This is a genomic window from Acidovorax sp. LjRoot118 (assembly GCF_964253575.1).
Classification (GTDB): domain Bacteria; phylum Pseudomonadota; class Gammaproteobacteria; order Burkholderiales; family Burkholderiaceae_C; genus Acidovorax.
This window is the reverse complement of record NZ_CAXURB020000001.1, coordinates 3,097,090-3,123,558: the sequence shown is the minus strand read 5'-3', so window position 1 is coordinate 3,123,558 and position 26,469 is coordinate 3,097,090. Positions and strand designations below refer to the sequence as shown.

At 66.8% G+C, this 26,469-nt stretch carries 26 protein-coding genes; 5 read left to right on the top strand and 21 right to left on the bottom strand.

Features of this window, described 5'->3' with window-relative positions; genetic code table 11:
• Window positions 1–35: 35 nt before the first annotated feature.
• The 4 genes from ACSQ9E_RS14795 to ACSQ9E_RS14780 all read right to left on the bottom strand — a co-directional run bounded on the left by ACSQ9E_RS14795 (window position 36) and on the right by ACSQ9E_RS14780 (window position 2,947).
• Entirely contained in the window at window positions 36–1,373 is a 1,338-nt protein-coding gene (locus ACSQ9E_RS14795) for a DUF2142 domain-containing protein (protein WP_436218275.1), read from the bottom strand.
• A 658-nt stretch (window positions 1,374–2,031) separates the two neighbouring features.
• Window positions 2,032–2,349 (bottom strand): hypothetical protein, encoded by a 318-nt coding sequence (locus ACSQ9E_RS14790; RefSeq protein ID WP_436218274.1) that lies wholly within the window; start codon window positions 2,347–2,349, stop codon window positions 2,032–2,034.
• Between the two features lie 59 nt (window positions 2,350–2,408).
• A complete protein-coding gene (locus tag ACSQ9E_RS14785; RefSeq protein ID WP_436218273.1) occupies window positions 2,409–2,801 on the bottom strand; it encodes a hypothetical protein in 393 nt (130 codons plus the stop codon).
• Window positions 2,798–2,947: a hypothetical protein gene (locus ACSQ9E_RS14780; RefSeq protein WP_436218272.1), complete on the bottom strand. Its 150-nt coding sequence runs from the start codon at window positions 2,945–2,947 to the stop codon at window positions 2,798–2,800. The genes ACSQ9E_RS14785 and ACSQ9E_RS14780 overlap by 4 nt, the downstream gene beginning before the upstream one ends.
• Window positions 2,948–3,223: 276 nt before the next feature.
• On the opposite strand from ACSQ9E_RS14780, the gene ACSQ9E_RS14775 reads away from it, so the two are divergent.
• The 3 genes from ACSQ9E_RS14775 (at window position 3,224) to ACSQ9E_RS14765 (ending at window position 4,240) form a co-directional block, all read left to right on the top strand.
• Window positions 3,224–3,442 (top strand): hypothetical protein, encoded by a 219-nt coding sequence (locus tag ACSQ9E_RS14775; protein WP_057203306.1) that lies wholly within the window; start codon window positions 3,224–3,226, stop codon window positions 3,440–3,442.
• Between the two features lie 88 nt (window positions 3,443–3,530).
• Window positions 3,531–3,773: a hypothetical protein gene (locus ACSQ9E_RS14770; RefSeq protein WP_428001098.1), complete on the top strand. Its 243-nt coding sequence runs from the start codon at window positions 3,531–3,533 to the stop codon at window positions 3,771–3,773.
• 47 nt (window positions 3,774–3,820) lie between these two features.
• Window positions 3,821–4,240, top strand: a complete 420-nt coding sequence (locus tag ACSQ9E_RS14765; RefSeq protein WP_436218271.1) for a hypothetical protein — start codon at window positions 3,821–3,823, stop codon at window positions 4,238–4,240.
• 53 nt (window positions 4,241–4,293) lie between these two features.
• Here ACSQ9E_RS14765 and vapC read toward each other — a convergent pair whose 3' ends face one another.
• From vapC to ACSQ9E_RS14745, 4 genes are all read right to left on the bottom strand, one after another.
• Window positions 4,294–4,680: a type II toxin-antitoxin system tRNA(fMet)-specific endonuclease VapC gene (gene vapC / locus ACSQ9E_RS14760; protein ID WP_436218270.1), complete on the bottom strand. Its 387-nt coding sequence runs from the start codon at window positions 4,678–4,680 to the stop codon at window positions 4,294–4,296.
• Complete coding sequence (locus ACSQ9E_RS14755; protein ID WP_436218269.1) at window positions 4,677–4,907, bottom strand: antitoxin; 231 nt, start codon at window positions 4,905–4,907, stop codon at window positions 4,677–4,679. The genes vapC and ACSQ9E_RS14755 overlap by 4 nt, the downstream gene beginning before the upstream one ends.
• 68 nt (window positions 4,908–4,975) lie before the next feature.
• Entirely contained in the window at window positions 4,976–5,527 is a 552-nt protein-coding gene (locus ACSQ9E_RS14750; protein ID WP_436218268.1) for a nucleoside-diphosphate sugar epimerase, read from the bottom strand.
• A 112-nt stretch (window positions 5,528–5,639) separates the two neighbouring features.
• Window positions 5,640–7,505, bottom strand: a complete 1,866-nt coding sequence (locus ACSQ9E_RS14745) for a DEAD/DEAH box helicase (protein WP_428001097.1) — start codon at window positions 7,503–7,505, stop codon at window positions 5,640–5,642.
• Window positions 7,506–7,758: 253 nt separating this feature from the next.
• On the opposite strand from ACSQ9E_RS14745, the gene ettA reads away from it, so the two are divergent.
• Both ettA and ACSQ9E_RS14735 read left to right on the top strand, forming a co-directional pair.
• Window positions 7,759–9,420 carry an energy-dependent translational throttle protein EttA gene (gene ettA, locus ACSQ9E_RS14740; RefSeq protein WP_436218267.1) on the top strand — a complete coding sequence of 554 codons (1,662 nt, stop codon included), beginning with the start codon at window positions 7,759–7,761 and terminating at the stop codon, window positions 9,418–9,420.
• Window positions 9,421–9,637: 217 nt separating this feature from the next.
• Window positions 9,638–12,277 carry a DUF1631 family protein gene (locus tag ACSQ9E_RS14735; protein ID WP_436218266.1) on the top strand — a complete coding sequence of 880 codons (2,640 nt, stop codon included), beginning with the start codon at window positions 9,638–9,640 and terminating at the stop codon, window positions 12,275–12,277.
• Between the two features lie 52 nt (window positions 12,278–12,329).
• Here the strand turns inward: ACSQ9E_RS14735 and ACSQ9E_RS14730 are convergent, their stop codons facing one another.
• The 13 genes from ACSQ9E_RS14730 to ACSQ9E_RS14670 form a co-directional block, all read right to left on the bottom strand.
• Window positions 12,330–14,159 (bottom strand): ArnT family glycosyltransferase, encoded by a 1,830-nt coding sequence (locus ACSQ9E_RS14730; protein ID WP_436218265.1) that lies wholly within the window; start codon window positions 14,157–14,159, stop codon window positions 12,330–12,332.
• A 136-nt stretch (window positions 14,160–14,295) separates the two neighbouring features.
• Window positions 14,296–16,200, bottom strand: a complete 1,905-nt coding sequence (locus ACSQ9E_RS14725) for a hypothetical protein (RefSeq protein WP_436218264.1) — start codon at window positions 16,198–16,200, stop codon at window positions 14,296–14,298.
• A 4-nt stretch (window positions 16,201–16,204) separates the two neighbouring features.
• Window positions 16,205–18,067 carry a hypothetical protein gene (locus tag ACSQ9E_RS14720; RefSeq protein ID WP_436218263.1) on the bottom strand — a complete coding sequence of 621 codons (1,863 nt, stop codon included), beginning with the start codon at window positions 18,065–18,067 and terminating at the stop codon, window positions 16,205–16,207.
• Window positions 18,064–18,426, bottom strand: coding sequence for a GtrA family protein (locus ACSQ9E_RS14715; protein WP_436178095.1), 363 nt, complete (start codon window positions 18,424–18,426; stop codon window positions 18,064–18,066). Before ACSQ9E_RS14715 ends, ACSQ9E_RS14720 begins: the two co-directional genes overlap by 4 nt.
• A 5-nt stretch (window positions 18,427–18,431) precedes the next feature.
• Window positions 18,432–19,169, bottom strand: coding sequence for a class I SAM-dependent methyltransferase (locus tag ACSQ9E_RS14710; protein ID WP_436218262.1), 738 nt, complete (start codon window positions 19,167–19,169; stop codon window positions 18,432–18,434).
• A complete protein-coding gene (locus ACSQ9E_RS14705) occupies window positions 19,159–20,172 on the bottom strand; it encodes a glycosyltransferase family 2 protein (protein WP_436218261.1) in 1,014 nt (337 codons plus the stop codon). The genes ACSQ9E_RS14710 and ACSQ9E_RS14705 overlap by 11 nt, the downstream gene beginning before the upstream one ends.
• 172 nt (window positions 20,173–20,344) lie before the next feature.
• The gene (locus ACSQ9E_RS14700) at window positions 20,345–21,364 is read right to left on the bottom strand and encodes a LysR family transcriptional regulator (RefSeq protein WP_436218260.1); all 1,020 of its coding nucleotides are present in this window, start codon (window positions 21,362–21,364) and stop codon (window positions 20,345–20,347) included.
• A gap of 41 nt (window positions 21,365–21,405) precedes the next feature.
• The gene (locus tag ACSQ9E_RS14695; RefSeq protein ID WP_436178099.1) at window positions 21,406–22,140 is read right to left on the bottom strand and encodes an amino acid ABC transporter ATP-binding protein; all 735 of its coding nucleotides are present in this window, start codon (window positions 22,138–22,140) and stop codon (window positions 21,406–21,408) included.
• A 21-nt stretch (window positions 22,141–22,161) separates the two neighbouring features.
• Window positions 22,162–22,851 carry an amino acid ABC transporter permease gene (locus ACSQ9E_RS14690; RefSeq protein WP_428001088.1) on the bottom strand — a complete coding sequence of 230 codons (690 nt, stop codon included), beginning with the start codon at window positions 22,849–22,851 and terminating at the stop codon, window positions 22,162–22,164.
• Window positions 22,844–23,536, bottom strand: a complete 693-nt coding sequence (locus ACSQ9E_RS14685) for an amino acid ABC transporter permease (protein ID WP_057203291.1) — start codon at window positions 23,534–23,536, stop codon at window positions 22,844–22,846. The genes ACSQ9E_RS14690 and ACSQ9E_RS14685 overlap by 8 nt, the downstream gene beginning before the upstream one ends.
• 66 nt (window positions 23,537–23,602) lie before the next feature.
• Complete coding sequence (locus tag ACSQ9E_RS14680) at window positions 23,603–24,427, bottom strand: ABC transporter substrate-binding protein (RefSeq protein ID WP_057203292.1); 825 nt, start codon at window positions 24,425–24,427, stop codon at window positions 23,603–23,605.
• A 36-nt stretch (window positions 24,428–24,463) separates the two neighbouring features.
• Window positions 24,464–25,696, bottom strand: a complete 1,233-nt coding sequence (locus ACSQ9E_RS14675; RefSeq protein WP_436218259.1) for an aminotransferase class I/II-fold pyridoxal phosphate-dependent enzyme — start codon at window positions 25,694–25,696, stop codon at window positions 24,464–24,466.
• Entirely contained in the window at window positions 25,696–26,379 is a 684-nt protein-coding gene (locus ACSQ9E_RS14670) for an RraA family protein (protein WP_436218258.1), read from the bottom strand. Before ACSQ9E_RS14670 ends, ACSQ9E_RS14675 begins: the two co-directional genes overlap by 1 nt.
• Window positions 26,380–26,469 lie beyond the last annotated feature (90 nt).

Below are 26,469 nucleotides of genomic sequence, written 5' to 3'. Positions count from 1 at the left end.
TTATTTGTGCGCGTCCAGGCCACGGCAAAGCCGGTTCAGAACGCCGCCAGTTGGTAGCGGCCATGCAGCGTGACCGCCAGCACCAGCAGAAAGTACCCGGCCATTGCGCCGGTCACCCCGAACTCGGTGGCCTGCTGCAGGGGCGTGCGCTCCTTTTCCAACGGCCCGAGCGCCAGCGCCAACAACAGGGCCGGCATGATGAAATAGCGCCCCTGCACGCCCGAGATGACGGGCACGGGGTAGTCGTTCCAGGTGACCGCAATCGCAAAGAAGGCCAGCAGCGTGCTGCTGACGGCGCAGGCCGTCAGAACCGCCCGCAGCGGCGTGTACTGCCGCTCTTCGCGCCCCGCGTAGACAGTGGCCAGCAGCGCCAGGGCCGCCAGCACGGCCCAGATCCCCCGCATCGCCGGCTTGGGGATCAAGGTGTCGAGCCAGCCCAGCACCCCGACGAAAGAGTAGATGAGCATGTACCCCTTGTCCTTGTCGGCCAGCGTGCTGCCGACCAGCCCCATGAAGTACAGCGGATCCTCCAGGTAGATCTGCACGATCTGCAGCGTGGTGTGCGTGCGCTCGATGCGCGCATCCATGGTGGTCAGCAGCACGAACAGCGTCCAGCCCAGGCTGGCGGCGCACAGCAGCATGAAGGCCGCCAGCCGGGTGCCCGAAAAGCGCTGGCACAGCAGCAACAGCGGCAGGGCCAGCAAGGGCAGCAGGTTGGTGCGTGAGGTGACCAGCACGAAGGTGAAGCCCACGATGGCGGCAAACCGCCATCGGCAGGTCGGCGTGGTGGTGCTGCCTTGGCTCTGGGCCTGGTACTGCGCGATGGCCAGGCCCCCGAGCACCAGCGTCATGGCAATGCACAGGCCGTCGATGGTGGGCGACAGGATCTGGAAGGCCGACATGGGCATCAGCACCAGGGCCCGCACCAGCAGGTTGGGCGGCAGCAGCTGCCAGGCCCAGGCCAGCAGCGCCAGCACCGAGAGCGTCACCACCCCCCGCGTGAACTCGTAGCTGGCCCGCATCGACCAGTCCATCTGGCGCGAGATGGCCAGGCCGGCGGCATGCGGCAGGTAAATCAGCGGCAGGTAATAGGCCGTGCCGACGGCATCGACGAAATGCCGGTCGTGCGCCCAGCCGTGGCGCGAGGCCTCGTCCATCAGCCAGGCGGGAGAAACATCGGTCTTGCGGTTACCGGTGATCGTCGCCATCCAGGTGGCAAAGCGGATCAGGTGCAGGTCGGTATAACCCCCGGTATGGCCCCGGGCATCGGGCGCGGGTTTCTCCAGGAGCAATTGGCCGTTGGCGATCATGTCGGCCCGGTGCAGGTGCATTATCTCGTCCGGCGACTGGAAGGCGGGAATCAACCGCGCCATTACCAGTGCAAGGGCGAATGCGAGGACGAATAATCCGATGCAGACCGGGCGCGTCAACGGGCCTCGGTTGGTTGTGGCGGGCATGGCACGGCGCACCGGGCGCACCGACAGGGCGCCAGAGGCTGCTGTTGGCGTTGACGCCACTGCCAAAGGGCTAAGCTGCATTGAATATCTCCCTGCTCTTGTGGATTTGTATTTTTCTGCTTCGATAAAATCGCGCAATGCGGATCTGAAGGTCCATACCATGTGAATGGCAATAAAAACCCCCACCTCCATGAAAATGGAAGAAAAAGCAGCCTGCGAAAAATTCAGTGCGAGGGATATCCTCGCCGGGTGCGATCAGAAATTGAAAATGGCGCAATGGGCACCCCGGCAGGGATGCATCAGAAAATCAAAGGTGAGCCATTGTGGCGCGGCCCTGGGTAATTAACGGTGATTCCCGTCACGTCCAGGTTGTGCACAGGCCGTGTCATTGCAGGCGCAGGCAGCACCCCGCGCTTGAGCTCAGCAGGGCAGGGCGCTGCCTCCTTCACACCTTCCTTGAACAGGCGCCCATACGGATTTGCCTTCAACCGTATAACTAGGCGGGAGGCCGCAGACAGTGCTGTGGCACGGCAGGGCGGACCAACGACGTTAGACAGTTGAAGGCAAATCCGTATCAGTCCGCCACGCCATGCAGCGATTGCTGCGTGACCTGGGCATACGCCAGCACTGCGATGAGCTTGTGCAGCAGCGTGCGGTCATCGCTCTCCAGGGGGTGGGCCAGCAACGGCACCAGGTGCGAGAGCGCCTGCTCGACCTCCTGCGTCGAAAACGTCTGGTCCTCGTAGAGGCCGAAGATCCGGTGCAGGAAGAACGAATCGGCGTGCGCGAGCAGGCGCAGGATCGCTGGCAGCTCGTGGTGGTCGATGCTGCCGACATGGTGGGCCGGGTTGCGGATCTGGGGGCCGTTGCCGGCCAGAAAGTCGAATGGCATGGCGATGGAGGGTGTGCGTTGCTCGTGAAAAATCGTGTCGGGCCGCTTCCAAAGCCTGGTCAGGCCACAGAGCGCTTGCCCGCGTGGTACGTGGCGAGTGCCGAGGCGATGGCAGAAGGCCAGTGAAGAATCGCAATCGCCATGACCGTGGCGACCCATCCCAGATAGATGCACCAAAACCGGCATGGACCCGCCAAGGTCGCCTGGCGCCATGTCAGGACGGACTGCAGCAGGAGCAGGGCAGGCAGCATCGCCAGCAGGATGTAGTGCACCCTGAGCGTCGGCGACACCTCTGCATCGGTGACTACGCGGGTCAGGAACGCGCCTGCGCTTTGCAGGAAGGACATGCCTGAGGAGGCATCCGGTGACAAAAGGGCGAACCAGACGCCAAGGGGAAGGATGGCGCTGAAGGCAAACCCCAGGCTGGCAATTCGCGGTTCGGACAATTTCATTTTTTTGGCAGGATGGTGAAGTTCAGGCGATGGGGCACGCAGGGCGGGCTGTTGACGCTGGCCAACGGCGCCATGCCGCGCGGCCCACCCAAGGCAATGGCTGCGAGCAGGGCGATCAGCAGGATGGCGGGGATCATCAGCAGCATGGACGGGACGCGCTGGCGCAATGGCCTGAGTGGATGTGCGCGCCATTTTGGCGAGATTCCCCGCGCTCGGGCAGTACGCAAATGGGTGATACGGTGCCCGGGGCGCAAGCTGCCATCGTCTGCTTCGGGGGCAAGATCAAGTCAGCGCAAGCCAGGCCCATTACCCCTGCGCACCTTGACATCGGTGTTTGTGGCAGCATGTTCCCAAGAACATGTTTCCGGCCGCTCGCGTACGAGTGCCCGGTATGAAAAGCCACCGACCCGACCGAACAAAAGATGAAAACCATCGACGAGATGCTGCACCTCGAGCTGCTCACCCATGAGCAGCACTTTGAAATCAGCGCCTGGATTGCGCGCTCTGCCTCGCCGGAAGAGATACTGCAGATGCCCGCGCCCCTGTGGCAGGCCGTGGAGCGCGCCAGCCAGACCATGGGCATCAACGAGGACCTTTCGCGCCCGCCGTCGCTGGACGCGGGGAACCTGGTCTTCGGTTAGGGCGAGAAATCGCGCAAGGGTCGTGCCGGGATCGCTGCATGGTGCCGCCCTGAGGTGCGCTGGCGCATTTTCACAAGGCAGCTGACACATGACCGACTGGCGCCTGCAAGGGCAGGAAAAATACCTCCAAGGTGCCGTGCTCGAACGCAAGGCCTACCAGCCGTACCGTCCTGAATGGGAGCACGACCACTGCGAGTTCTGCTCGGCCGAGTTCTCGCTGGATACCCCCGGTGCGCTGCGCGAGGGCTATACCACGTCGGACCACTATCGTTGGGTCTGCGCTGTCTGTTACGAAGACTTTCAAGAAATGCTGGGCCTGCGCCGGGGGTGAAGTGAGCAGCGCGGCATATCCTTCCTGACTTAAAGGGAGGGAACACAATGATCAAGAGGAACGCCAGCGCGGCCGCTATCGCAATTGCCATCACCGCCGCCATGGCCGGCTCGCTGCCGCAGGCCCATGCGCAAACTGCTGCAGTGCGCGACGTCGCCGTCGTGGCCGAGGCCGATGGCCCGCAGGCCGCTCGACTGGGTGCCCTGGTGACCGAGGGCATCCGCAAGAGCGGCTCCATGCGCTACAAGGAGCCAGCGTCCAAGGCGCAGCTCACCGTGCGCATCGCCACCATGTCGGCGCAGGACGCCGGCTCCATCGTCTATTCAGCGAGCTGGGTTTCTACCGGCAAGGACACCCTCATCGACCGGCAGTTGGCCACCTGCGATGTGGAGCGCATCGCGGCGTGTGCGGACACGGTGGTGGCCAAGACGGATGCGGTGCGTGCATCGCTGGCTGGCAAGAAGTAGGGCGGGGGGGCTGCCGCAGTGCAGCAGCGGTTGTGCTCTCAGGCTGCGGGAACTCAGTTGTCCAACTGCAGGCCGGGCACCTTGGCAAATTCGCGGCTGTTGTTGGTGACCAGCAGAGCCTGTTGGCTCAGGGCATGGGCCGCGATCATGGTGTCGAGCGAGCCAATGGGCGTGCCACGGCGCTCCAGGTCGGCGCGCAGGTCGCCATAGGCCCACAGGGCCGCGTCGTCGAACGGCAAAATGGTGAGTGGGGCCAGGAACATCTCCAGCGCCTGGCGGTTGCGTGCCGAGCCGCTCTTGGCGACGCCATACGCCAGTTCTGCCGCCACCACGCTGCACATCCCGATGTCGCCGAGCCGGTATTGGCGAAAGCGCTCCAGCACCGCAGGCGGCCTGGAATTGATGATGTAGATGCAGATGTTGGTGTCCAGCAGGATCATGGGGTGATCTCTGCGCGCATCTGGTCGTCAGGCTGCTGGCGCTCCAGCACAAAGCCTGGCTCGAATGCCGCCAGCCCTTGCTCCAGCGTTTGCCAAGGAGCTTCCACCGGCAGCAGCACGCCGTTGCCAAAGTGCTTGACGACAACCTCGGTGCCGGAAAAGCGGTATTCCTTGGGCAGCCGGACGGCCTGGCTGCGGCCTGACTGGAAAAGGCGTGCGGTGTCCATGGAGGGCTCCCTTCAGATGGTGGCTATCAATCGTAGCTACCAAAAGCCGATTCGTTAAAGCGACGGTGTCAATTCAGCGCCTGCCCCATCAACACCTGCACTTGCGGCACCCCCTCGGTCTGCCCCGCCTGCACAGCCCGCACCAGCGCCCGCGTCACATCCGCGCCCGGGCGGGCGCGGTAGTTGGCGGGGATCAGCGGGTCCAGCAGCTTGAAGGCCTTGATGGACAAGGATTCGGCTGCGCGCGGCGCCTGGCCCAGGGCCTCGCGTTCGCCCAGCAGCAGGGAAGGGCGCGCGATCACCAGCGTGGCAAAGCCCAGGCTCTTGAGTACCTGCTCGACCTCGCCCTTGACGCGGTTGTAGAAGATTTTGGAGTGGGCATCGGCGCCCATGGCGGTGACCACGCCGCAGCGGGTGGCACCGGCCGCGAGGGCCGTGCGCGCCGTGGCGATCACGGCATCCAGGTCTACGGCGCGAAACGCATCCTGGCTGCCTGCGGCCTTGATGGTGGTGCCCAGTGTGATGTAGACGTCATCGACATGCGGCAGGGCCGGGACCACGGGCTTGGCGCCCAGAACGGCAAAATCCACGGCATGCAGGTGCAGCCGTGGGTGTGACATGTCCGGCGTGCGCCGGCCGAGGGCATGCAGGGCATGCACCTCGGGTGGCAGCGCGCCGTTGCCGGGCGCTGCGCTTGCGTTGCTTGGTGTAGTGCTTTTGGCTGCCGACGGATCAGCGGCCAAAAGAGCCGCGAGAACCGCCCGGCCCACGAGACCCGTTGCCCCGGCCACCAGAACCACCCGTGCCGCCTCCGCCATAGCCGCCACCTCCAGAGTTGCCACCACGATAGCCACCGCCACGGCGGCCGCCGCCCATGCTGTCTACGCTGGTGCGCATCGGGTCGGGCTGGCCACCGGCACCGCCACCGGCATGGCCGGAGCTGCGGTGGTTGGGATTGGCGTGGCCCATTTGTGTGCCCAGGTGGGCGTTGGGGCGTGGTGGCTGGTCGTCGTAGCGGTTGCCGCCACCACCACCTTCGTAGCCGCCGCCACCGGAATTACCACCACCACCGCCGCCGCCGGAACGGCCGCGTGCAGGTGCCTGGCCACCGGCGCGTGCGCCGCCGCCCTGGCCACCGCCGCCACCACCGGCACGGGCGCCGCCGCGCGGGCCATTGCCGCCACCGCCGCCGCCAGCTGCTGCGCCGCCACCGGCACGGCCGCCTCGGCCGCCGCCACCACCACCATTGCCACCGCCGGCAGGGCGGGGGCCACGGTCGCCACCACCACCACCGCCGCCAGCACCCTGGCCGGCCTTGTTGGTGCGGATGCGTTCCATCATTTCGCTGCGGGCGGCCTTGGCGGCGGCCTGCATCACGTCACGGCTCGGGGGCTTGCCTGCGCCGCCCCAGATGGTCTGGCGCCCCATGGCGATGGGCTCTGCCTTCTCGCCGGCGTCGGGGCCGAAGCCTTCGATGATCTGGACGGGGATCTGCTGCTTGGTGAAGCGCTCGATGTCCATCATGAAGCCTTCTTCGTCCATGCAGACCAGGCTCACGGCTTCGCCGCTGTTGCCGGCGCGGCCGGTGCGGCCAATGCGGTGGACGTAGTCTTCCGAGACGTTCGGGATTTCGTAGTTCACGACGTGCGGCAGCTCGTCGATGTCGATGCCGCGGGCTGCGATGTCGGTGGCCACCAGGGCGCGGATGTCACCGCTCTTGAAGCCGGCCAGCGCCTGCGTGCGGGCGCTCTGGCTCTTGTTGCCGTGCAGGGCCATGGCGTTCACGCCGTTCTTGGTCAGGAACTCGGCCACGTTGTTGGCGCCGAACTTGGTGCGGGTGAACACCAGCACCTGGCTCCAGTTGTGCTGCTGGATGATGTGCAGCAGCACCTGCTTTTTCTTGCCGCGGCCCACGGGGTGGATCACCTGGGTGATGCGCTGCACCGTGGTGTTGCTCGGCGTGACCTGGATGCTTTGGGGGTTCTTGAGCAGGGTGTTGGCCAGGTCGCGGATTTCGTCGCTGAAGGTGGCCGAGAACAGCAGGCTCTGCTTTTCGCGGGGCACCAGGGCCAGCACCTTCTTCACGTCGTGGATGAAGCCCATGTCCAGCATGCGGTCGGCTTCGTCGAGCACCAGCACCTGCACGGTCGACAGGTCCAGGAAGCCCTGTTGCTGCAGGTCCAGCAGGCGGCCGGGGGTGGCCACCAGGATGTCCACGCCGCGCTTGATGCGGTCGATCTGCGGGTTCATGCCCACGCCGCCAAAGACGACGGTGGAGTTGATATCGAGGTATTTGCCGTATTCGCGTACGGACTCTTCCACCTGGGCGGCGAGCTCACGGGTGGGGGTCAGCACCAGGGCGCGGATGCCCTTGCCGCCGAACTTGTTCTTGGGGGCAGCGCTTTGCGACAAGCGGTGCAGCAGGGGCAGGGTGAACGCGGCGGTCTTGCCGGTGCCAGTCTGCGCGCCGGCCAGCAGGTCGTGGCCTGCGAGAACGGCGGGAATGGCCTGGGCCTGAATGGGCGTGGGGGTCTCATAGCCCGTTTCGTGCACGGCCTTCAGGATGGCAGGAGCCAGGTTCAGTTCGTCAAATGTCATGTCGTTGAATGCGCCCATCCGGGGCGCTGGGTATCGGCCTGTCGTACAACCGGGGGGTTGCCGAGCCAGTCTCAAGCCGACGAGGTTCAAGGGTGGGAGCCCAGAGGTTGGAATGCCTCCTTCGTCCCCAGCGGTGTGCTGATGTGGCGGGCAACTGGAGCCCGTCACGGTGCGTATTGTCGCATGGCCCGATAATGGGTGTTTTGAAAGCAGAATTCTTCTGCCCAATTTCCGCAAGTTTTAAGACAAGCAAATGGCCCAATACGTATTTTCCATGAACCGCGTCGGCAAGATCGTGCCGCCCAAGCGCCAGATCCTCAAAGACATCTCCCTGAGCTTCTTCCCGGGTGCCAAGATCGGCGTGCTGGGCACCAACGGCTCGGGCAAGTCCACCCTGCTCAAGATCATGGCCGGCGTGGACAAGGAAATCGAGGGCGAAGCCATCCCCATGGCCGGCCTGAACATTGGCTACCTGCCCCAGGAACCCCAGCTTGACCCCGACCAGACGGTGCGCGAAAGCGTGGAAGCCGCCATGGGCCGGGTGATGACCGCCAAGGCCCGCCTGGAAGAGGTGTACACCGCCTACGGTGAAGAAGACGCCGATTTCGACGCCCTGGCCGCCGAGCAGGCCGAGCTCGAAGCCATCATCGCCACCGCCGGCACCGATTCCGAGCACCAGCTTGAAATCGCCGCCGACGCCCTGCGCCTGCCCCCGTGGGATGCCAAGGTGGGCATGCTGTCCGGCGGTGAAAAGCGCCGCGTGGCCCTGTGCCGCCTGCTGCTGTCCAAGCCCGACATGCTGCTGCTTGATGAACCCACCAACCACTTGGACGCCGAATCCGTGGACTGGCTGGAGCAGTTTTTGCAGCGCTACTCGGGCACCGTGGTGGCCATCACCCATGACCGCTACTTCCTGGACAACGCGGCCGAGTGGATTCTGGAACTGGACCGGGGCTCCGGCATCCCCTACAAGGGCAACTACAGCGACTGGCTGACCCAGAAGCAGGCCCGGCTGGAGCAGGAGCAAAAGGGCGAGGAATCCCGCGCCAAGGCCCTGAAGAAGGAACTGGAATGGTCGCGCCAGAACCCCAAGGCCCGCCAGGCCAAGAGCAAGGCCCGCCTGGCCCGCTTCGAGGAACTGTCTGACTTCGAGTACCAAAAACGCAACGAAACCAACGAAATCTTCATCCCCGTGGCCGACCGGCTGGGCCATGAGGTGATCGAGTTCGAGAACGTCACCAAGTCCTTCGGCGACCGCGTGCTCATCGACAACCTGAGCTTCAAGGTGCCCGCCGGTGCCATCGTCGGCATCATCGGCCCCAACGGCGCCGGTAAATCCACGCTGTTCCGCATGATCGCGGGCAAGCAGGCACCCGACAGCGGTACGGTCAAGATCGGCTCCACCGTGAAGATGGCCTTCGTGGACCAGACCCGCGACGACCTCTCGGACGACAAGACCGTGTGGGAAGATGTCTCGGGCGGCCTCGACATCCTGAACGTGGGCAAGTTCCAGATGGCCAGCCGCGCCTACTGCGGGCGCTTCAACTTCAACGGCGGCGACCAGCAAAAGAAGGTTGGCATGCTGTCGGGCGGTGAACGCGGGCGCCTGCACCTGGCCAAGACCCTGATCGCAGGCGGCAACGTGCTGATGCTCGATGAACCCTCGAACGATCTGGACGTGGAAACCCTGCGTGCGCTGGAAGACGCGCTGCTCGAGTTCGCCGGCTCCATCATGGTCATCAGCCATGACCGCTGGTTCCTGGACCGCATCGCCACCCACATCCTGGCCTGCGAGGGCGACAGCCAGTGGACCTTCTTCGACGGCAATTACCAGGAGTACGAAGCCGACAAGAAGAGGCGTCTGGGCGAAGAGGGTGCCAAGCCCAAGCGCATGCGCTTCAAGGCGCTGAAGTAAGGCGCCGGGGCCACTGTACGTGACCTTGCGCACGGCAGCGGCGGTTCGGACCGGCGGCCGGGGTGTTGTGGGTGCCAATAGCCCGGCTATCGGCACCCAAGTGAACCTGGCCGACCGCCCGATGCCGTGCCGCAGCCGACTGGCAGGGAATTGTGCAGATGGCCCTCAGGTCAAGTAGCATTGCAGCTGGAAACCTTTTTCCCATCCCCATCCCACCATGTCCCAGGCTGCGCCTTCTTCGAAAACCGTTTTCCGTGCCTGTGTCGTCAACGCAGTGCGTGGGGGCGAGGCGCTCATGGACAAGCTCATTGCGGTCACCCGCAGTGCGCTGACGGCCGAAGAGAGCACGGTGCGCAACATCCAGCAGCGCAACCTGGCCAGTGACAGCCTGCGCCTGCTGGGCCAGCATGAGGCCGCCCTGGTCAAGGGCTACTCCATGGCCCTGCTGGAGATCTTTGCCGAAGGCCCGCCCGCCGCGGCGGGCAAATCCCGCTCCGCAGACGCTTCGCCCCTGGATTTTGGCGAGCTTTCGCTCATGGACGAGAGCGAGATGCAAAGCCAGGTGGAGCTGGCCCGCGCCCAGCAACTGGCCTCGCACGCCACCGAGGCGATACTGGCCGAGCTCAACACCCTGGTCAGTTCGGCCCAGGGCCTGCGCAGCGTGCAGCCCGAGCGCAACCCCCTGCGGCCCGAAAGCTACATCCGCGCCCTGCAGCAGGTGGTGGGCGAGACCGGCGTGAACGCCGAGGTGCGCGGGCTTTGGATGCAGCACATGCGCGACCTGCTGGGCAAGCTCCTGGTCGACGAATACAAGACCATGGTCAAAACCCTGCGCGACAACGGCGTGGAGCCCGTGGGCTACGCCGTGCTGGGCGCACCCGGCGCCGGCCCGCGCACGGGGGGCAGCATGCAGGGTGGTGGCGGTGGCAATACCGGCTATGGCGGCGGCTACGCGGGCACGGGCTATGGCGGCCCCATGGGCGGCCCCAGTGGCTACGGCAACGCCGGCTATGGCAACACGGGCTATGGCCGCGGCATGGGCGGCGGCCAACACAACAACTGGAGTGGCGACCCGAACAACAATTGGAGCGGCGAGGCCCAGATGCCCGCGCCCATGATGTCCCCCCAGGCGGCGGCTGCCGAAGAGGCGCTGCTCACCGTGGGCATCCTGCGCCAGATGCTGGCCGGCGGCGACCCGTTCGACCCCCGCGGCTACGGCGGCATGGGTGGTGGCGTGCCCTCGCAACCCGCTGCCATGCAGTCGGCGTGGGCCGGCGGCGGCGGTGGTGCTGCCAGCGGTGCGGCCAGCATGCATTCAGGCTTGGGCGGTGCCTACCACCCCGGCAACGCGGTGGCCGAGGCCATGGAAGACATGGCCCAGCTCGAACGCCTGGTGGGCCGCCTGGCCGGCGTGCCGCAGGCCGTGCCCCAGGTGATGCACCAGGTTCCCCAGGGCGGCTGGGCACCCACCACGCCGGGCACGGCACCCCAGCACCTGTACACGGTGCCGGGCATGCCGTACCAGCAGATCTACACCGTGCCCGTGGTGGCCCCGCAGGACCCGCCGGCCATGGCCGCCGAGGTGGTGGGCCGCATGATGGAGAACATCGCACGCGATTCGCGGCTGCTGCCCTCGGTGCAGCGCGCGGTGCAGAACCTGGAGCCCGCGCTCAAGCACCTGGTGCGCCGCGACCAGACCTTCTTCACGGAGCCTGCGCACCCCGCGCGCGTGCTGCTCGACGAGATGACCCAGCGCAGCCTGGCCTTCCCGGACGAGAAGGCCCCCGGCTTTGCCCGCTTCATCCGCCTGCTCAACGAATCCGTGGGCTACCTGGCCGGCATCGAGATCAAGGACGCCACCCCGTTCGAGACCGTGCTCAAGGCCCTGCAGGCCGCCTGGAACTCGCAGGTGCAAAAGGCCAAGGCCCGCCAGGCCGAGAAGGACAAAGCTGCGCTGCAGGCCGAGCAGCGCGAGATGCTGGCCGGCAAGATCGCCGCCGACATCCGCAAACTGCCCGACCTGGAGCGCGTGCCCGCCGACGTGCTCGACTTTGCCGCCGGCCCCTGGGCCGAGGTGGTGGCCCTGGCGCAGGTCGCGCAGGCCGCTGGCGGCGAGGACGACCCCGGCGGCTACCTGGCCCTGGTGCCCCTGCTGCTGTGGAGCGCCCAGCCCGAGTTGACCCGCGCCGAGCCCGACCGCCTGTCCGAAGCCATTCCCGGCCTGCTCGTCAAGCTGCGCGAGGGCCTGCAGACCATCGACCACCCGGCGGCCAAGACCAGCGCCTTCCTGGAGCGCCTGGTGGGCCTGCACCAGGACGCCTTCGAGCGCGCAGCCTTCGCCAAGATCACCCTCGACCCCGAGGACTCGGTTCAGGACTCGCGCGACCCCAACGACTCCGTGGCGGCGGTTGCCGGCTACGACGACAGCGCCCAGGCCCTGGTGGACATCGCCCCGCCCGAGCCGGCCGCTGCCGCGCCCACCAAGGCCGAGCCCTACGCCGAATTCGTGGTGGGCGCCTGGGTGGAGCTCATCAGCAACGGCCGCGCCGTGCACACCCAGCTCACCTGGTCCAGCCCGCATGGCACGCTGTTCCTCTTCACCGCGCCGGACAACAGCACCCAGTCCATGACGCGCCGCATGCGCGACAAACTGGCCGACGAAGGCGCCCTGCGCGTGGTGCCCGCCCCCAAGGCCCGGCCCCCGGCCGCAGCAGCCACCGCCACGCGGGCCGGCGGCATCGCCACCACCCGGGGCAGCCTGCCCGCACCGCTGGAAACCTCGCGCGGCAAGCTCGGCAGCGCACCCAGCAGCAGGCAGGCACCGCTGGGCGGCAAGCCACCTGCCAAGGGGCGGTAGGCGGGGCTGTCTCGGACGGCGGGTGCGGATTTTTTACCGCCGAAGCACTGCCTCAGCCGCTGTCGCTTTCAGTCCTGGTCGCCTCGGGTATCAGCGCATCGTCGCAGCCCTGCTTTCCCTTCACGGGCAGCACCAGGTACTGGTGCTGCTGGCCTGGCAAATGGCCAAGCACGATGGCGCAGCGCATCTCGCTGGCCGTGCGGGCCATCTTTTCGTCCGCAAAACCCAGGGTGGCCTCGAAGCCTGACATCAGCATGTCTGGCCGCTTGAAGGCCTGCGCCACGTCGGGACGCTCGGTGCTGACCAGCGAATCCAGGCGTACCCGGATATCTGGGGCTGAGACCCCCAAGGCCATCTTGCGGCCGGGCCCCAGGGTCGGTGTCCAGCCTTTCACATGCAATTGGGTGCCCTTGATGGTGATCGAATCGATCGATCCGCCGTAGCCGTGCGCCATGCGCGGGAGCGGACCGTGCATGGGCAGTGCCGTGGTGGAGTTGGCCAGGTGGTTGTGCAGAATGGACTCTTGCTCCCCGGGTGGGCGGCTGTCCAGCCGCACCAGGCACAGGCAGTCTTCTTCCCACACCCGGATACTTGCGCGCTCGGCTGCATTGGCGGGTTCCCAGCGCACCAGCGCCGGCTCTGCATGGGGCCTGCCGGGCTCCAGGCGCTTGAACGCCGCATGTGCATACATCATCTGGATGACGGTGGAGGTCGCGGAGGCGAGCTCGTAAGGCACCAGCACCTGATCGGGCGGGGGGGTCCGCGCGAAGGCGTAGTGGGTATCGAACATGGCGTTGGCGGCACGGTCGTGCTCGCGCTGTGACAGGGACTGCAGCCCCACTGCCGTGGCGAAGACCAGCAAGGCCGCGGTGTGCCAGCGCGCCAGCGAGGCAGGCCACCTCAGGCTCCACAGAACGCACAGGGCGACCCAGGGCGCCCACAGATAGCGCGTATGGCCCTCCGGGTCAACACCGGGGTGCACCACGAACACCAGCGGGAAGACCACTACCAGTGCGACCGCACCCAGCCCCGCCAGCATCGCCAGGCGGCCCCGCTCCGGCTGTGCCGCAAGTCCGGCCACCAGGCACACCAGGCACAACAGGACCGCAGTGGCGCCCAGCACCCCGCTGCCCATCAGGCCCTGGACGAGCCAATGGACCAGTTTGCTGGCGAAGACCGGCAGGTCTTGCCAGCTGCTCAGTGCGATGCCGTGGTACCCGCCCATGCCGGAAAACACGCTGATGCGCAGCACGGCATATGCCAGGGCCACGGCCAGCGTGGGCAACGCGAAGCGCCAGCGCGCCATGCCCGAAGGCGAGCCAGCAGGCAGAGGCAGCAGCAGGGTCAACGCCACCCAGGGGACATACACCTCCTTGCACAGCGTGGACAGCAGGTAGAACCCCGCTGCCAGGACGGCCCAGCGCCATTGCGCCCGCTGCACGGCATGCACATAGGCCCACAGGCCCAGGCAGGCGAACAGCAGGCCGTCCAGATAGTGCCCCACCATCAACTGCTGGGCCATGTGCACGGATGGGGCGCCAATCAGCAGCAGGGCGGCAGGCGTCAGCGCCTGCCAGCGCCCTAGCCAGTGGCGCAGCAGCAGATACAGCCCGCCCGCTGCGCAGGCCAGCGACAGCAGGTGGTGCAGGTAGAAGGGGAAAGGGTTCAGGCCGAAAAGGGCGTAGTTGACCTGGTACATGAACAGGTTCCACGGCGCCACCTGGTTGCCGGATGCCACGCGCGTCACCTGGGGGTCGAAGAACAACGACCACGGGCTGTACATGCTCACGTTGAACAGGTGCAGGCCATCGTCCCAGCGCCAGTAGCCCTGCAGGGCGCTGCCGTGCAGCGCGAAGGTCAGCAGGCACAAGGCACCCAGCATTGCCAGATCGCGCTTCCATGTGGTTTGGTGTGTTCTGGTCTGGTTCGGCATTTTCATCCTGTTGCATGCGCCGGGTTGGCGCAGGCAGCTTGGTGGCACGGATGGCCTGGCCGCCCAAACTCTTTGCCGTCAGCGGTCATCCCCCCTCCGCTCTGGTCGCGTCGGGTATCAATGCATCGCTGCAGCCCTGCTTGCCCTTCACGGGCAGCAGCAGGAACTGGTGCTCCTGTCCCGGCAGGTGGCCCAGGACGATGGCACAACGCATCCTGCTGGCCGCCTGGGCCATGCGTTCGTCCGAAAAGCCCAGGATGGCCTCGAACCCCGACAGCAGCATGTCTTGGCGCTGAAAGGACTGCGCGACGTCGGGCCGTTCTGTGCTGACCAATGCGTCCAGGCTGACCTGGGCACCCGGGGTGGGCACAGCCATCACCATTTTTCGGCCGGCTCCAAGGGTCGGGGTCCATCCGGATATGTGCAACTGGCGGCCTTCGACGGTGATGGCGTCGATGGAGCCGCCGTAGCCATGCGCCACGCGCGGGGGCGGTTTGTCCATGGAAAAAGCGTGACCGACATTGGCCAGCTGGGATTGGATGACGGCCTCCTGCTGCTCGGGCGGCAGGCTGTCCAATGGCACCAGGCACAGGCACTTGTCATTCCACGTTCGGATGCGCGCGCGCTCGGCTGCATCGGCGGGCGCCTTGCGCAGCAGCGCTGGCTCGGGATGGAGTCGGCCGGGCTCCAGGCGCTGCTGCGCTGCGTGCGCGTACATGATCTGGGTGACTGTGGAAATGGGCGAGAAGAACTCGTAAGGCACCAGGATCTGGCCTGGCGGCGGATTCAGGGCGAATGCATAGTGGGCCTCGAACACCGCGTTGGCGGGGCGGTCATGCTCGCGCTGGGCCATGGACTGCTGCACCACCGCCGCCACGAAAACGAGCAGGGCGGCTGCGCGCCAGCGCGCAATGCGGGCGGGCCACTTCAGGCTCCAGAGAACGCACAGGGCAACCCAGGGCACCCAGAGATAACGCGTATACCCGATCAGATCCACACCCGGGTGCACCACAAAAAGCAACGGAAAGACCATCACCACGGCAGCGGCGCCCAAGCCCACCAGCATCCATCGGCGGTGCGGCGTGGATTGTGCGGCAACCCCCGCCACCAGGCACACGAGGCACGCCAGGATTGCAGCCATGCCCAGCGCACCGCTTCCAAGCAGGCCCTGGGCCAGCATATGGGCCAGGTTGCCAATGAAGACCGGCAGGGCCCGCCAGTCGCCCAGCGCACTCCCATGGTATCCCCCCATGCCTGAAAAAACGCTGATGCGGACCACCGCATACGCCAGCGCCACTGCCAGTGTAGGCAACGCGAAGCGCCAGCGCGCCATGTCCCAGGGCGAGCCCACCGCCCCAGGCGAGCCTGCAGCTGCAGACTGCGAGCCAGCAGGCAGAGGCAGCAGCAGGGTCAACGCCACCCAGGGGACATACACCTCCTTGCACAGCGTGGACAGCAGGTAGAACCCCGCTGCCAGGAAGGCCCAGCGCCATTGCGCCCGCTGCACGGCATGCACATAGGCCCACAGGCCCAGGCAGGCGAACAGCAGGCCGTCCAGGTAGTGCCCCACCATCAGCTGCTGGGCCATGTGCACCGATGGGGCACCAATCAGCAGCAGAGCCGGGGGCAGCAGCGCCTGCCAGCGCCCCAGCCAGTGGCGCAGCAGCAGATACAGCCCGCCCGCTGCGCAGGCCAGCGACAGCAGGTGGTGCAGGTAGAAGGGCAAGGGGTTCAGGCCGAAAAGGGCGTAGTTGACCTGGTACATGAACAGGTTCCACGGCGCCACCTGGTTGCCGGATGCTACCCGTGTCACCTGCGGGTCGAAGAACAACGACCACGGGCTGTACATGCTCACGTTGAACAGGTGCAGGCCATCGTCCCAGCGCCAGTAGCCCTGCAGGGCGCTGCCGTGCAGCGCGAAGGTCAGCAGGCAAAGCACGCCCAGTGCTGCCAGTTCTGCCCGCCATGCTGGTTTTGTCGGACTCACCATACCGTCACCTGTGCCGGGTTGCCGCGGGCATGAGCACACCCTGGCACTGTTTGCTGCCGGCTATCGGCAGCAGCAGGAATTGGTGCTGCTGCCCGGGCAAATGGCCAGGGGCTACGGCGCACAGCTCGGTGCTGGCGGCCTGCGCAGCCTGTGCGCTCGCGAAGGTCAGCGTGGCCTGGAAGCCTGCTCCCAGCACGTCAGTGCGCTGCAAGAACCTGGCCACGTCGGGCCGCTGCACGCTGGCGATTTCCACCAGGGGCACCTCGTCGAAGCCCGTGATGAACAGTTTGCGGCCTGGCCCGATGGTGGGGGTCCAGCCCGTCAGGCGCACCTGCTGGCCGACCACGGTGATGGTGTCGATTGCGCCGCCCTGCGCATTGGCGATGTAGGGCAAGGGCCGCCGCAGTGGAATGGCGAAGGCCTGGTTGCCCAGCTGCGATTGCAGCGCCGCCTGCTGCTGCGCGGGTGGCAGGTCGCCCAAGGGCATGAGGCAGCGGCAGCCCTCCTGCCAGACGAGGATGCGGGTCCGCTCGGCAGCGTCTGCGGGCTCCTGGCGCACCAACGCCGGCGCCGGGTGCGCCGTGGCGGGCGCGAGCCGCTGGCGCGCCACATGGGCGCCCATGGTCACTGCAGTCAGATAGCCGGGCGAGTTGAACTCGGCGGGCAGCAGCGCCTGGCCTGCCGGAGGCTGAAGGACGAAGCCGTAGTGCGCATCGAACATCGCCTCGATCGGGCGGTCATGCTGGCGCTGCACCCAGGCCTGGTGCGCAGCCGCCGCGCTGAATACAAGCAATGCCGCCACGTGCCAGCGTGCCAGGTGCCTGGGCCAGGGCAGGCACCACAGCACGCACAGGGACACCCAGGGAACCCAGAGGATGCGCGCGTGCAGCATCCATTCAAAACCGGGGCGCGCCACGAACAGCAGCGGAAACACCACCACCGTGGCCGCCGCTGCCATGCCCAGCGCAGCCCGCAGGCGCGCCTGTGCCGGCTGTGCCGCCAGGCTGGCCACCGCGCAGACCAGGCACAGGGCAGTAGCGACGAGGCCCGGCGCTCCGGCACCCAGCAGCCCCTCGGTGAGCATGCGGGCCACGGTGGTGAGCACCCCGGGCAGGTCGTGCCAGCCCGTCAACGCACTGCTGTGGTAACCGCCCGCGCCTTCGAACACCTGGATGCGCACCATCGCATACCCCAAGGCCACCGCCACAGTGGGCAGGGCATAGCGCCAGCGCGCCAGCCATCCGGGTGGCGAACCCGCGGGCAGCGGCACGAACAGTGTCAGCGCGATCCAGGGGACATAGACCTCCTTGCACAGCGTGGACAGCAGGTAGAACACTGCTGCCAGCAGCGCCCAGCGCCATTGGCCCAGGCGTACCGCGCGGACGTAGGCCCACAGCGCCAGGCAGGCGAACGTCAGGCCGTCGATGTAGTGCCCCACCATCAACTGCTGCGCCATGTGGAAGGCCGGGGCACCCAGGAGCAGCAGGGTGGCGGGCAGCAGCGCCCTCCAGGGGCTGAGCCACTGGCGCAGCAGCAGGTACAGCGCGAGCGCGGCGGCCGCCAGCGACAGCAGGTGATGCAGGTAAAAGAGCTGCGGCCGCAGGCCGAAGAGGGACGTGTTGAGCTGGTAGATGAACAGGTTCCACGGTGCCAGTTGGTTGCCCGACACCGCGCGCGTCACCTCGGGGTCCAGGAACACCGACCAGGGGGTGTACTGCGTCACATTGAAGAGGTGCGTGCCATCATCCCAGCGCCAGCCGGCTTGCAGGGCGCTGCCATGCAGCACCAGCACCAGGGCGCAGAGCAGGGCCGCGGCAAGGAGGCCCGTGCGCCACGCCGGTCGGGGCGGGGTCAGCGAGGTACTCATCGGTACGTGAAGCTCCGATGGCCGACGAAGCTGAAAGCGGGCACGAAAACCACCACCAGCGCAATGCCCAGCGCATAGTGCCCGCCAACGCGCTCCACCAGCCAGGCAATACCCATGCTCATCAGGCCCGCCGTCCCGGCCACCAGCGCAAAGCGCCCGGCTGTAGCCATGCCCAGGCGCGCGCCAAAGCTCCAGCGGGTGTTGGCCACATAGGACAGCAGCGTGGCCACCACGAAGGCCACACCATTGGCCAGCGGCGCTCGCGCGCCCAGCCACTCAATCAGCACGGTTGCCACGCACACATGCGTGAGCGTGGACAGCACCCCCACCAAGGCAAAGCCGAGGGCAGAGCGACGCATGCTGGTCAAGAGGAACGACCCATTACCGCGATCACCGACGTGCCGAACGGCAACCCCATGCGCGCCACCAGCGGGCGCTCAGCCCCGAACAGGGTGCGCAAGGTGGCGTTGAGCCAGGGTGCGGGCAGGGCAGTGTCGGCATCGCCGCCGGTGCGCCCCGTCAGCTTGCCCACCAGACGGGCCAGCGCGATCAGCGGGAACAGCACGGTATTGAAGTAGCCCGCGCGGTGCACCACCAGGCCGGCCTTTGTGGCCTTGGAGCGCAGCCGGCTGGCGGTGTAGCGCCGGTGGTGGTGGTGGTCCACGTCGTGGTCCGACCACAGCCACTGGTACGCAGGCACGGTGAGCAGCAGCCGCCCCCCAGGCTTGAGCAGCCGGGCCACGCGGGCCAGCGCAGCGTCGTCGTGCTCCACGTGCTCCAGCACGTCGAGTAGGCAGACCAGGTCGAAGCTGCCATCGGCAAACGGCACGGGCTCGGGCAAGCCGCCGGCCTCCACGGGGCACAGCCCCAGGCTGGCCGCTGCGGCACGCGCCTCGGGCGCGTATTCCATGGCGCTCAGACTGCCGTGTCGCGCCAGCATGGCCAGGTTGCCGCCTGGGCCGCAGCCGATCTCCAGCACGCGGGGTTGGGCGGCCGGCAGGTCCAGGCCGTCGATGACGGAAGAAAGGATGTCGCGCCGTGCTGCAAACCACCAGTGGGTCTGCTGCACTGCGGCCATCTGGGCAAGCAGTTCAGGGCGCATGGTGATTGGGTGATTGGTGTGGCACGGCCGGTTGCGCGGGTGGCGTATGTTGCGGTGGTTCGGCAGGCTCACGCACCAGGTAGATAGGGCGCCCCTTGGACTCCATGTACACCCGGCCCAGGTACTCCCCCAGCACGCCCAGCCCGATGAGCTGCAGCCCGCCCAGAAACAGCACCACCGTGATCAGCGACGCATAGCCCGGCGCGTCGCGCCCGAACAGCAGAACCTGGCCCACGATGACCAGGCCATAGCCGAACGCCAGCAGCGCGACGGCCAGGCCCAGGTAGGTCCAGATGCGCAGCGGCACGGTCGAGAACGAGGTCACCCCCTCCACCGCCAGGTTCCACAGGCCCCAGCCAGAGAATTTGGTGTCCCCAGCCGCGCGGGCTGGCCGGGTGTAGGGAATCGTCGCCTGGCGAAAACCCACCCAGGCAAACAGCCCCTTCATGAACCGGCGCCGCTCGGGCAGGCGCTTGAGCGCATCCACCACCTGGCGGTCCATCAGCCGGAAATCGCCCACATTCGGCGGTATCTGCGAGTCGGAAATGCGGTTGTGCAGCCGGTAGAACCACTCCGAGGTCTTGCGCTTGAGCAAATGGTCCGCGCTGCGGTCGGTGCGCTGGGCCAGCACCACGTCAAAGCCCTGCTGCCACAGCCGCACCATCTCCAGAATGAGTTCGGGCGGGTCCTGCAGGTCCGCATCGATCGGCACCACCGCCGCACCCAGCGCATGGTCGATGCCGCAGGTCAGCGCCGCCTCCTTGCCGAAATTGCGCGACAGGTCGACCACCCTGAGGCCCGGCACCGTGGCGCCCAGCGCCTGCAGGCGGGCGAGCGTGCCATCGCGGCTGCCGTCGTTCACGCAGACGATCTCGAAGGCCAGGCCGGTCTGCGCCAGCACCGGCAGCAGCTGCGCAAAAAACAGGTCCAGCGCGGCCTCTTCGTTGTACATCGGGCACACCACCGAGAGCAGTGCGGGGGCGCTGGCGTTGCTGCTGTCCATTTGGTTGGCTGGCAGAGAGGGCGAAAGGGCGTTGTCGATCAATGGTGCTTCAAGATTGGCTCGCCCTGGCAAGGCCTCCGCAGGTCGCGGTAGGCTCAAGGCGCGGACCGCTGAAGATACACCATGCAGCGGGCCTTGCCTGTAGGCTGCCGCGAGGCGTTCGTGACGGGGATCACCCGTCCTTTCTACCGCCCTTGGCCCGCGCCAATGCCCGGGCCAGCGCCGCATTGGCCTTGCCAGGCGCAGGTGCTTTCGGCGTGGCCGACGGCATGGTGGCCACCCACTGGCTGCCCTGCTGCTCCTGCGCGTCGAAATCGCACACCGCCTGGGCGATCTCGATCACCTTGGCCACGGTGGGGCTCACCACGTTCTTCCTGAACACCGCGTAGTAGTGCACGCGCGGCAGGTCGGGGCTCACGCGCAGCTGCACCAGCTCGCCGCGCTCCACCATGGGCGAGAACAGGGCCGGGGGCAGGTAGCTGATGCCCAGGCCCAGCATGGTCAGGCGCGCCACCACCACCATGTTGTTGCAGGTGAGCACGCGGTTCACGGCCAGGCCCTGCTCGGTGAACCAGGCGTCGTACAGGTGCGACAGGGCCGAGTTGGTGGGCTGGGTGATCACCGGGTGGGCCACCAGGTCGCGCGGCGCCAGCGTCACCGAGGGGTCGAACCCCAGCGCCGGGCTGGCCATCCACTCGTTGCGGATGGAGCCCAGGGGCACGCAGTCGTATTCATAGCTCCAGAACGGGCCGGGCATGATGGCCATGTCCAGCGTGTCCTCGGCCAGCTTGCGGTACAGCGTCACGCCGCCGTCGATCTCGGGCATCAGCGTGAGTTGCGGGTAGCTGCGGCTGACCTGGTCGATCAGCGGCGCCAGCCAGGTCAGGCCCACCAGCTCGGTCACGCCCAGGCGCACCACGCCCTCGAAGCTCTGGGCCGAAGCGATCTGCTGCACCACGCGGCTGCTCAGCTCCAGCGTCTCCTGCGCCAGCTCCATCATCTGGCGCCCGCGCGGGGTGAGCACCAATTGCTTGGTCTTGCGGTCCAGCAGCGGCATGCCGCTGAAGGCCTCCAGCTCGGCCACGCGCTTGGCAATGGCCGACTGCGTGGTGTGCAGCTTGCGGGACGACGCGCTGAAGCTACCGAGTTGCGCGCTCCAGTAGAACGCCTCCATCTGCTTGAGGGTGTACATCCCGGAAAGCATACCCCTCCCGGACAGGACCCAGGGGCTGGTCAGCCGTGGCTCGGGAGGATGTCTGACAAGAAGCGCTGTGCGCGCGGATGCTTGGGCGCGCTGAAGAAATTGGCCGGCGTATCGCTCTCCAGGATCTCGCCCGCGTCCATGAACACCACGCGGTCGCTCACCTCGCGGGCAAAGCCCATCTCGTGTGTCACGCAGACCATGGTCATGCCGTCCTTCGCCAGCGACTTCATCACCTGCAGCACCTCGCCTACCATCTCGGGGTCGAGCGCGCTGGTGGGCTCGTCGAACAGCATCACCGGCGGCTTCAGGGCCAGCGCACGGGCAATGGCCACGCGCTGCTGCTGCCCGCCCGAGAGGTTGCCCGGATAGGCATCGAGCTTGTGCGACAGGCCCACGCGTTCGAGCAGCACCTTGGCATCGGCCATGGCCGTGTCGCGCGGGGTCTTTCGAATGTTCTGGGGCGCAAACATCACGTTGTCCAGCACGCTCATGTGCGGAAACAGGTTGAAGCTCTGGAACACGAAGCCGATGCCGGCGCGCAGCGTGTTGATGTTCAGGCCCTTGGCGTACACGTCCTGGCCGTTCACGGTGATGCGGCCTTTCTCGATGGGTTCGAGCCGGTTGATGGTGCGGATCAGCGTGGACTTGCCCGAGCCCGAGGGCCCGCAGACCACGACGACCTCGCCGGCGGCGATGCGCAGGTCCACGTTCTTGAGGACGTGGTTCTCACCGAACCACTTGTTGACTTGTTCGAGTTGGATCATGGCGATCGATCAGAAAGGGATTTAGCGCATGGCGCGGGTGCGGCGCACCCGGGCGTCCAGCAGGCTCACGCCGCGGCTCAGGGTGAAGCAGACGATGAAGTAGATGATGGCCAGCACGCCGAACACCTGCAGCGGCTTGGTCAGCACCAGGTTGTTCACCTGGTTGGCGGCAAAGGTCAGCTCGTTGACACTGATCACGTAGCCCAGCGAGGTCTCCTTGACGGTGGAGACGAACTGGCTCGTCATGCTGGGCAGCACGTTGAACAGCGCCTGCGGCAGCACCACCTTGAACATGGTGCGCCAGTAGCCCACGCCCAGCGAGCGCGAGGCCTCGATCTGCCCCCTGGGGATGGCCTCGATGCCGGAGCGAATCACCTCCGACAGGTAGGCGCTCTCGTAGATCACCAGGGCGCACACCAGCGTGGTGAAGCCGCTCACCGCATGGCCCGTGACCTTGGGCACCACGAAATAGGCCCAGAAGATCAGCATGAGCAGCGGCATGCCGCGCACCACATGCACCAGCGCGGCAGCGCAGCGCGCAACCCAGCGGTAGGGGCTGACGCGGGCGATGGCGATCATCAGCGCCAGCGGCAGCGACAGCAGCAGGCCCAGGCCGGCCACGATGAGCGTCATCGCCAGGCCGCCCAGCGGGCCGTGGGGGTACTGGCCTACCAGCAGCAGGGGCCAGTATTCGCGAATGATGTCAAGCACGGCGGCCCTCCTTGCGCGCAAGGCTGTAGTGCGCCTGGATGCGCGAGCCGACGTACATCAGCAGGAAGGAGCCGATCAAATACATGATCGTCGCCGCGCCGAACGTGGCGAAGGTGCGGTAGGTTTCGTTTTCGATTTCACGGGTCTGGTAGGTCAGCTCCACCACGCCGATGGCCATGGCCACGCTGGTGTTCTTGAAGAGCAGGAGGGCGCGGCCCACCAGCGGCGGTATGGCGATGCGCAGCGCCTGCGGCACGATCACCAGGCGCATGCACTGCAGGTAGCTGCAGCCCAGGGCGCGCGCCGCTTCGAACTGCGTGGTGGGGATGGCGCGCAGCCCGCTGCGGATGTCCTCGGCGATGTAGGCGGCCGAGCCCAGGCCCAGGGCGATGGCCGCGAGCGACATTTCCGCGTTGTGCTGGTACAGCCAGGCGCGCACCCCGTCGGGCAGCAGCTCGGGCATGCCGAAGTACCAGAACAGCACCTGCACCAGCAGGGGCACGTTGCGGTGGTATTCCACATACGCGTCCACGATGAAGGTGGTGGCCCGGACGTTGGCCGTACGCACTACCGTGAGCGTGAGCGCAATGGTGAAGGCCAGCACCCAGGCCACCGCGAACAGCTGCAGCGTGGTGACCATGCCGGAAGCCAGTTGCAGCAGCTGGGCGGAGTCTAGGAATTTCATGGGGCCATTTTTCTCTCGGGCAAGCCGCCGGCGGACGGCGGCTTGCCGATCAGCAACAAGAACGGATCAACGCGGAATGGGCGCAACGGTGAAGCTGCGCTTGAGCTTGTAGGGGCTGGCGGCGCCCATCCACTTGTCGAAGATGGCAGCCGCTTCGCCGGACTTCTCGGCCTCTTCCAGCACCTTGTTCACGGCGGCGATGAAGCCCGTCTCGCTCTTGCGCATGCCCAGGCCCCAGGGTTCGTCGAACACGGCCTTGTCCATGATCACCACGGGCGAGGTGGGTGGGCTTTGCAGCACCAGGCGGGCCAGCACCAGCTCAGAAGCGAACTGCCCGTCCACCTTCTTTTGCTGCAGCGCCAGGTAGGCGGCCGAGCTGTCCGCAAAGCCCAGCACCTGCGAGCCCGGCAGGCGCGCCTTGATCTCGCGCTCCGAGCTCGAACCCTTGGTGGCGCTGATGCGCTTGCCCGTCAGGTCTTCGATCTTGGTGAACTTGGACTCGGCGCGCGTCAGCAGCTTTTGCGGGCTCTGGAAGTAGGCGTGCGAGAAGGCGATCTGCTCGGCGCGCTCGGGCGAGTAGCCCAGGTTGGCGGCCAAAATGTCCACGCGCGACTCGTTCAGCTCGGGCACGCGCGCCGCCACCGACAGCAGCTTGAACTGCACCTTCACGCCCAGCTTGGCCGCGACCAGCTTGCACACGTCCACGTCATAGCCCACCAGCTCGCGCGTGGCACCGTCCTGAAAGCTGAAGGGCTGCGAGGTGCCCAGCGTGCCGCAGACGAGTTCGCCTTTTTGCTTGATGTCGGCCAACTGGTCCGCATGGGCGGCGAGGCTGGCGGTCAGGGCCGGCAGGGCAAGGCATGCACCGATCAGGAATTTGATTTGCTTCATGGCTGAATCCTAGAGGTTGTCAAAGGGCGGGGCGGGTTAAATCAGTTTTGCGCAGGCGGCACGGATGCCTTCGCAGCCTTGCGCTATGGCGTCCATGGACGCCGCGAACGACAGGCGGAAGGTGCCGGGGGCACCATACGCCGTGCCATCGATGAGTGCTACGCCGGCTTCGCGCAGCAGGTAGTTGGTCAGGTCGGTATCGGTGCGCAGCACCTCGCCCGTGGGCGTGGTCTTGCCCATCAGGCCATTGCAGTCAGGGAACACGTAGAACGCGCCCTCGGGCACCACCACCTTCAGGCCGTCGATGCCCGACATCAGCCTCACCGCCACGTCGCGCCGCTCGCGGAAGGTGGCGGCAAACTGCTGCACACAGTCCTGCGGGCCGGTCAGTGCCTCCAGCGCCGCAGCCTGGCTGATGGACGATGCGCCCGAGGTGCTTTGCGACTGCAGCACCGCCATGGCCTGGATCAGCGGCTCGGGGCCGGCCCCGAAGCCGATGCGCCAGCCCGTCATGGCATAGGCCTTGGAGACACCGTTGACCAGCAGCGTGCGCGCGGCCAGCGCGGGCGCCACCTGGATGGGGTGCACGGTAGGGCTGCCGGTGAAGTTCAGGCGGGCGTAGATATCATCCGTCATCAGCCACACGTGGGGGTGGCGCAGCAGCACGGCGCACAGGCCTTCCAGGTCCTCGCGGGTGTACAGCGCGCCCGTGGGGTTGCTGGGCGAGTTCATCATCAGCCACTTGGTGCGCGGCGTGATGGCGCGCTCCAGCGCCTCGGGCGTGAGCTTGTAGCCCTGCTCGGGCGTGGCATTGGCAATCACCGGCGTGCCGCCGTTGACCACCACCATGTCGGGGTACGACACCCAGAACGGCGCGGGGATGATGACTTCATCGCCCTCGTTGAGCGTGGCGGCCAGCGCGTTGTAGATCACCTGCTTGGCGCCGGTGCTCACGATGATCTGGCCCACCGGGTAGCTCACCCCCCAGTCGGCCTGCATGCGCGCCGCCACCGCCTTGCGCAGGGCTGGCGTGCCCTGCGATGCGGGGTACTTGGTCTCGCCCCGCGCCATGGCCGCCGTGGCGGCCGCGCAGATGTGCTCGGGCGTGGAGAAATCGGGCTCGCCAATGGTCAGGTCGATGATGCGGCGACCCTGCTCGCGCAGCTGGGCAATGATGGTGCGCACCGCCACGCTGGGCGAGAGCTTGATGCGCTGGATGCGCTCGGAAACGATGCTGGGGCTGGTGGCCAGGGTCGCGGTCGTGGTCATCATGCACCCCCCGCGGTCTTGGCGGCAATCGTCTTGTCCACCCACGGCTTGGTGTAGGTGCCGGCGCGGATGCGCTCCTTGATGCCGGCCTCGTCCGCTTCCTTCTTCAGGGCCAGGGCCAGGATGGCTTCTGCAATGTCAGCCGGGATGGCGATCACCCCATCGGCATCGCCCACCACCAAGTCGCCGGCCTGAATGACCTGGCCGCCAATGCTCACCGGCACGTTGATCTCGCCCGGGCCGTCCTTGTACGGGCCCCTGTGCGAGATGGCGCGCGCAAAGCAGGGGAAGGCACCCTGCGCGAACACATCCGCATCACGGATCGCGCCGTCGATCACGAAGCCGGCCACGCCGCGCCCCTCGGCATCCATGGCCATCAGCTCGCCCACCAGCGCATTGGTGGCCTCGCCTGCGCCATCCACCACGATCACGTCGCCCGGCTGCGCCAGCGCAATCGCTTTGTGGATCATCAGGTTATCGCCCGGGCGGGCCTTCACGGTCACCGCCAGGCCCACCATGCGCAGGGCGCTGGCGGCATGGCGCGGCGCCAGGCCCACCACGCCGTACAGGCGGCCCATGCAGTCACTGATCTGCGCGGAGCCCACGGTGGCGAACTGCGCAAGCGCCTCGGCGCTGATGCGGGCGGCGGGCCGCTCGTTGATACGAAAACCGACGGAAGACATGAATTTGTGACAGGAAATTGAACGGAACTTGATTAAAGTCGCGCACCTACCCATCGGCCAAACGATATAAATTCGGCCTGCATCACGAAA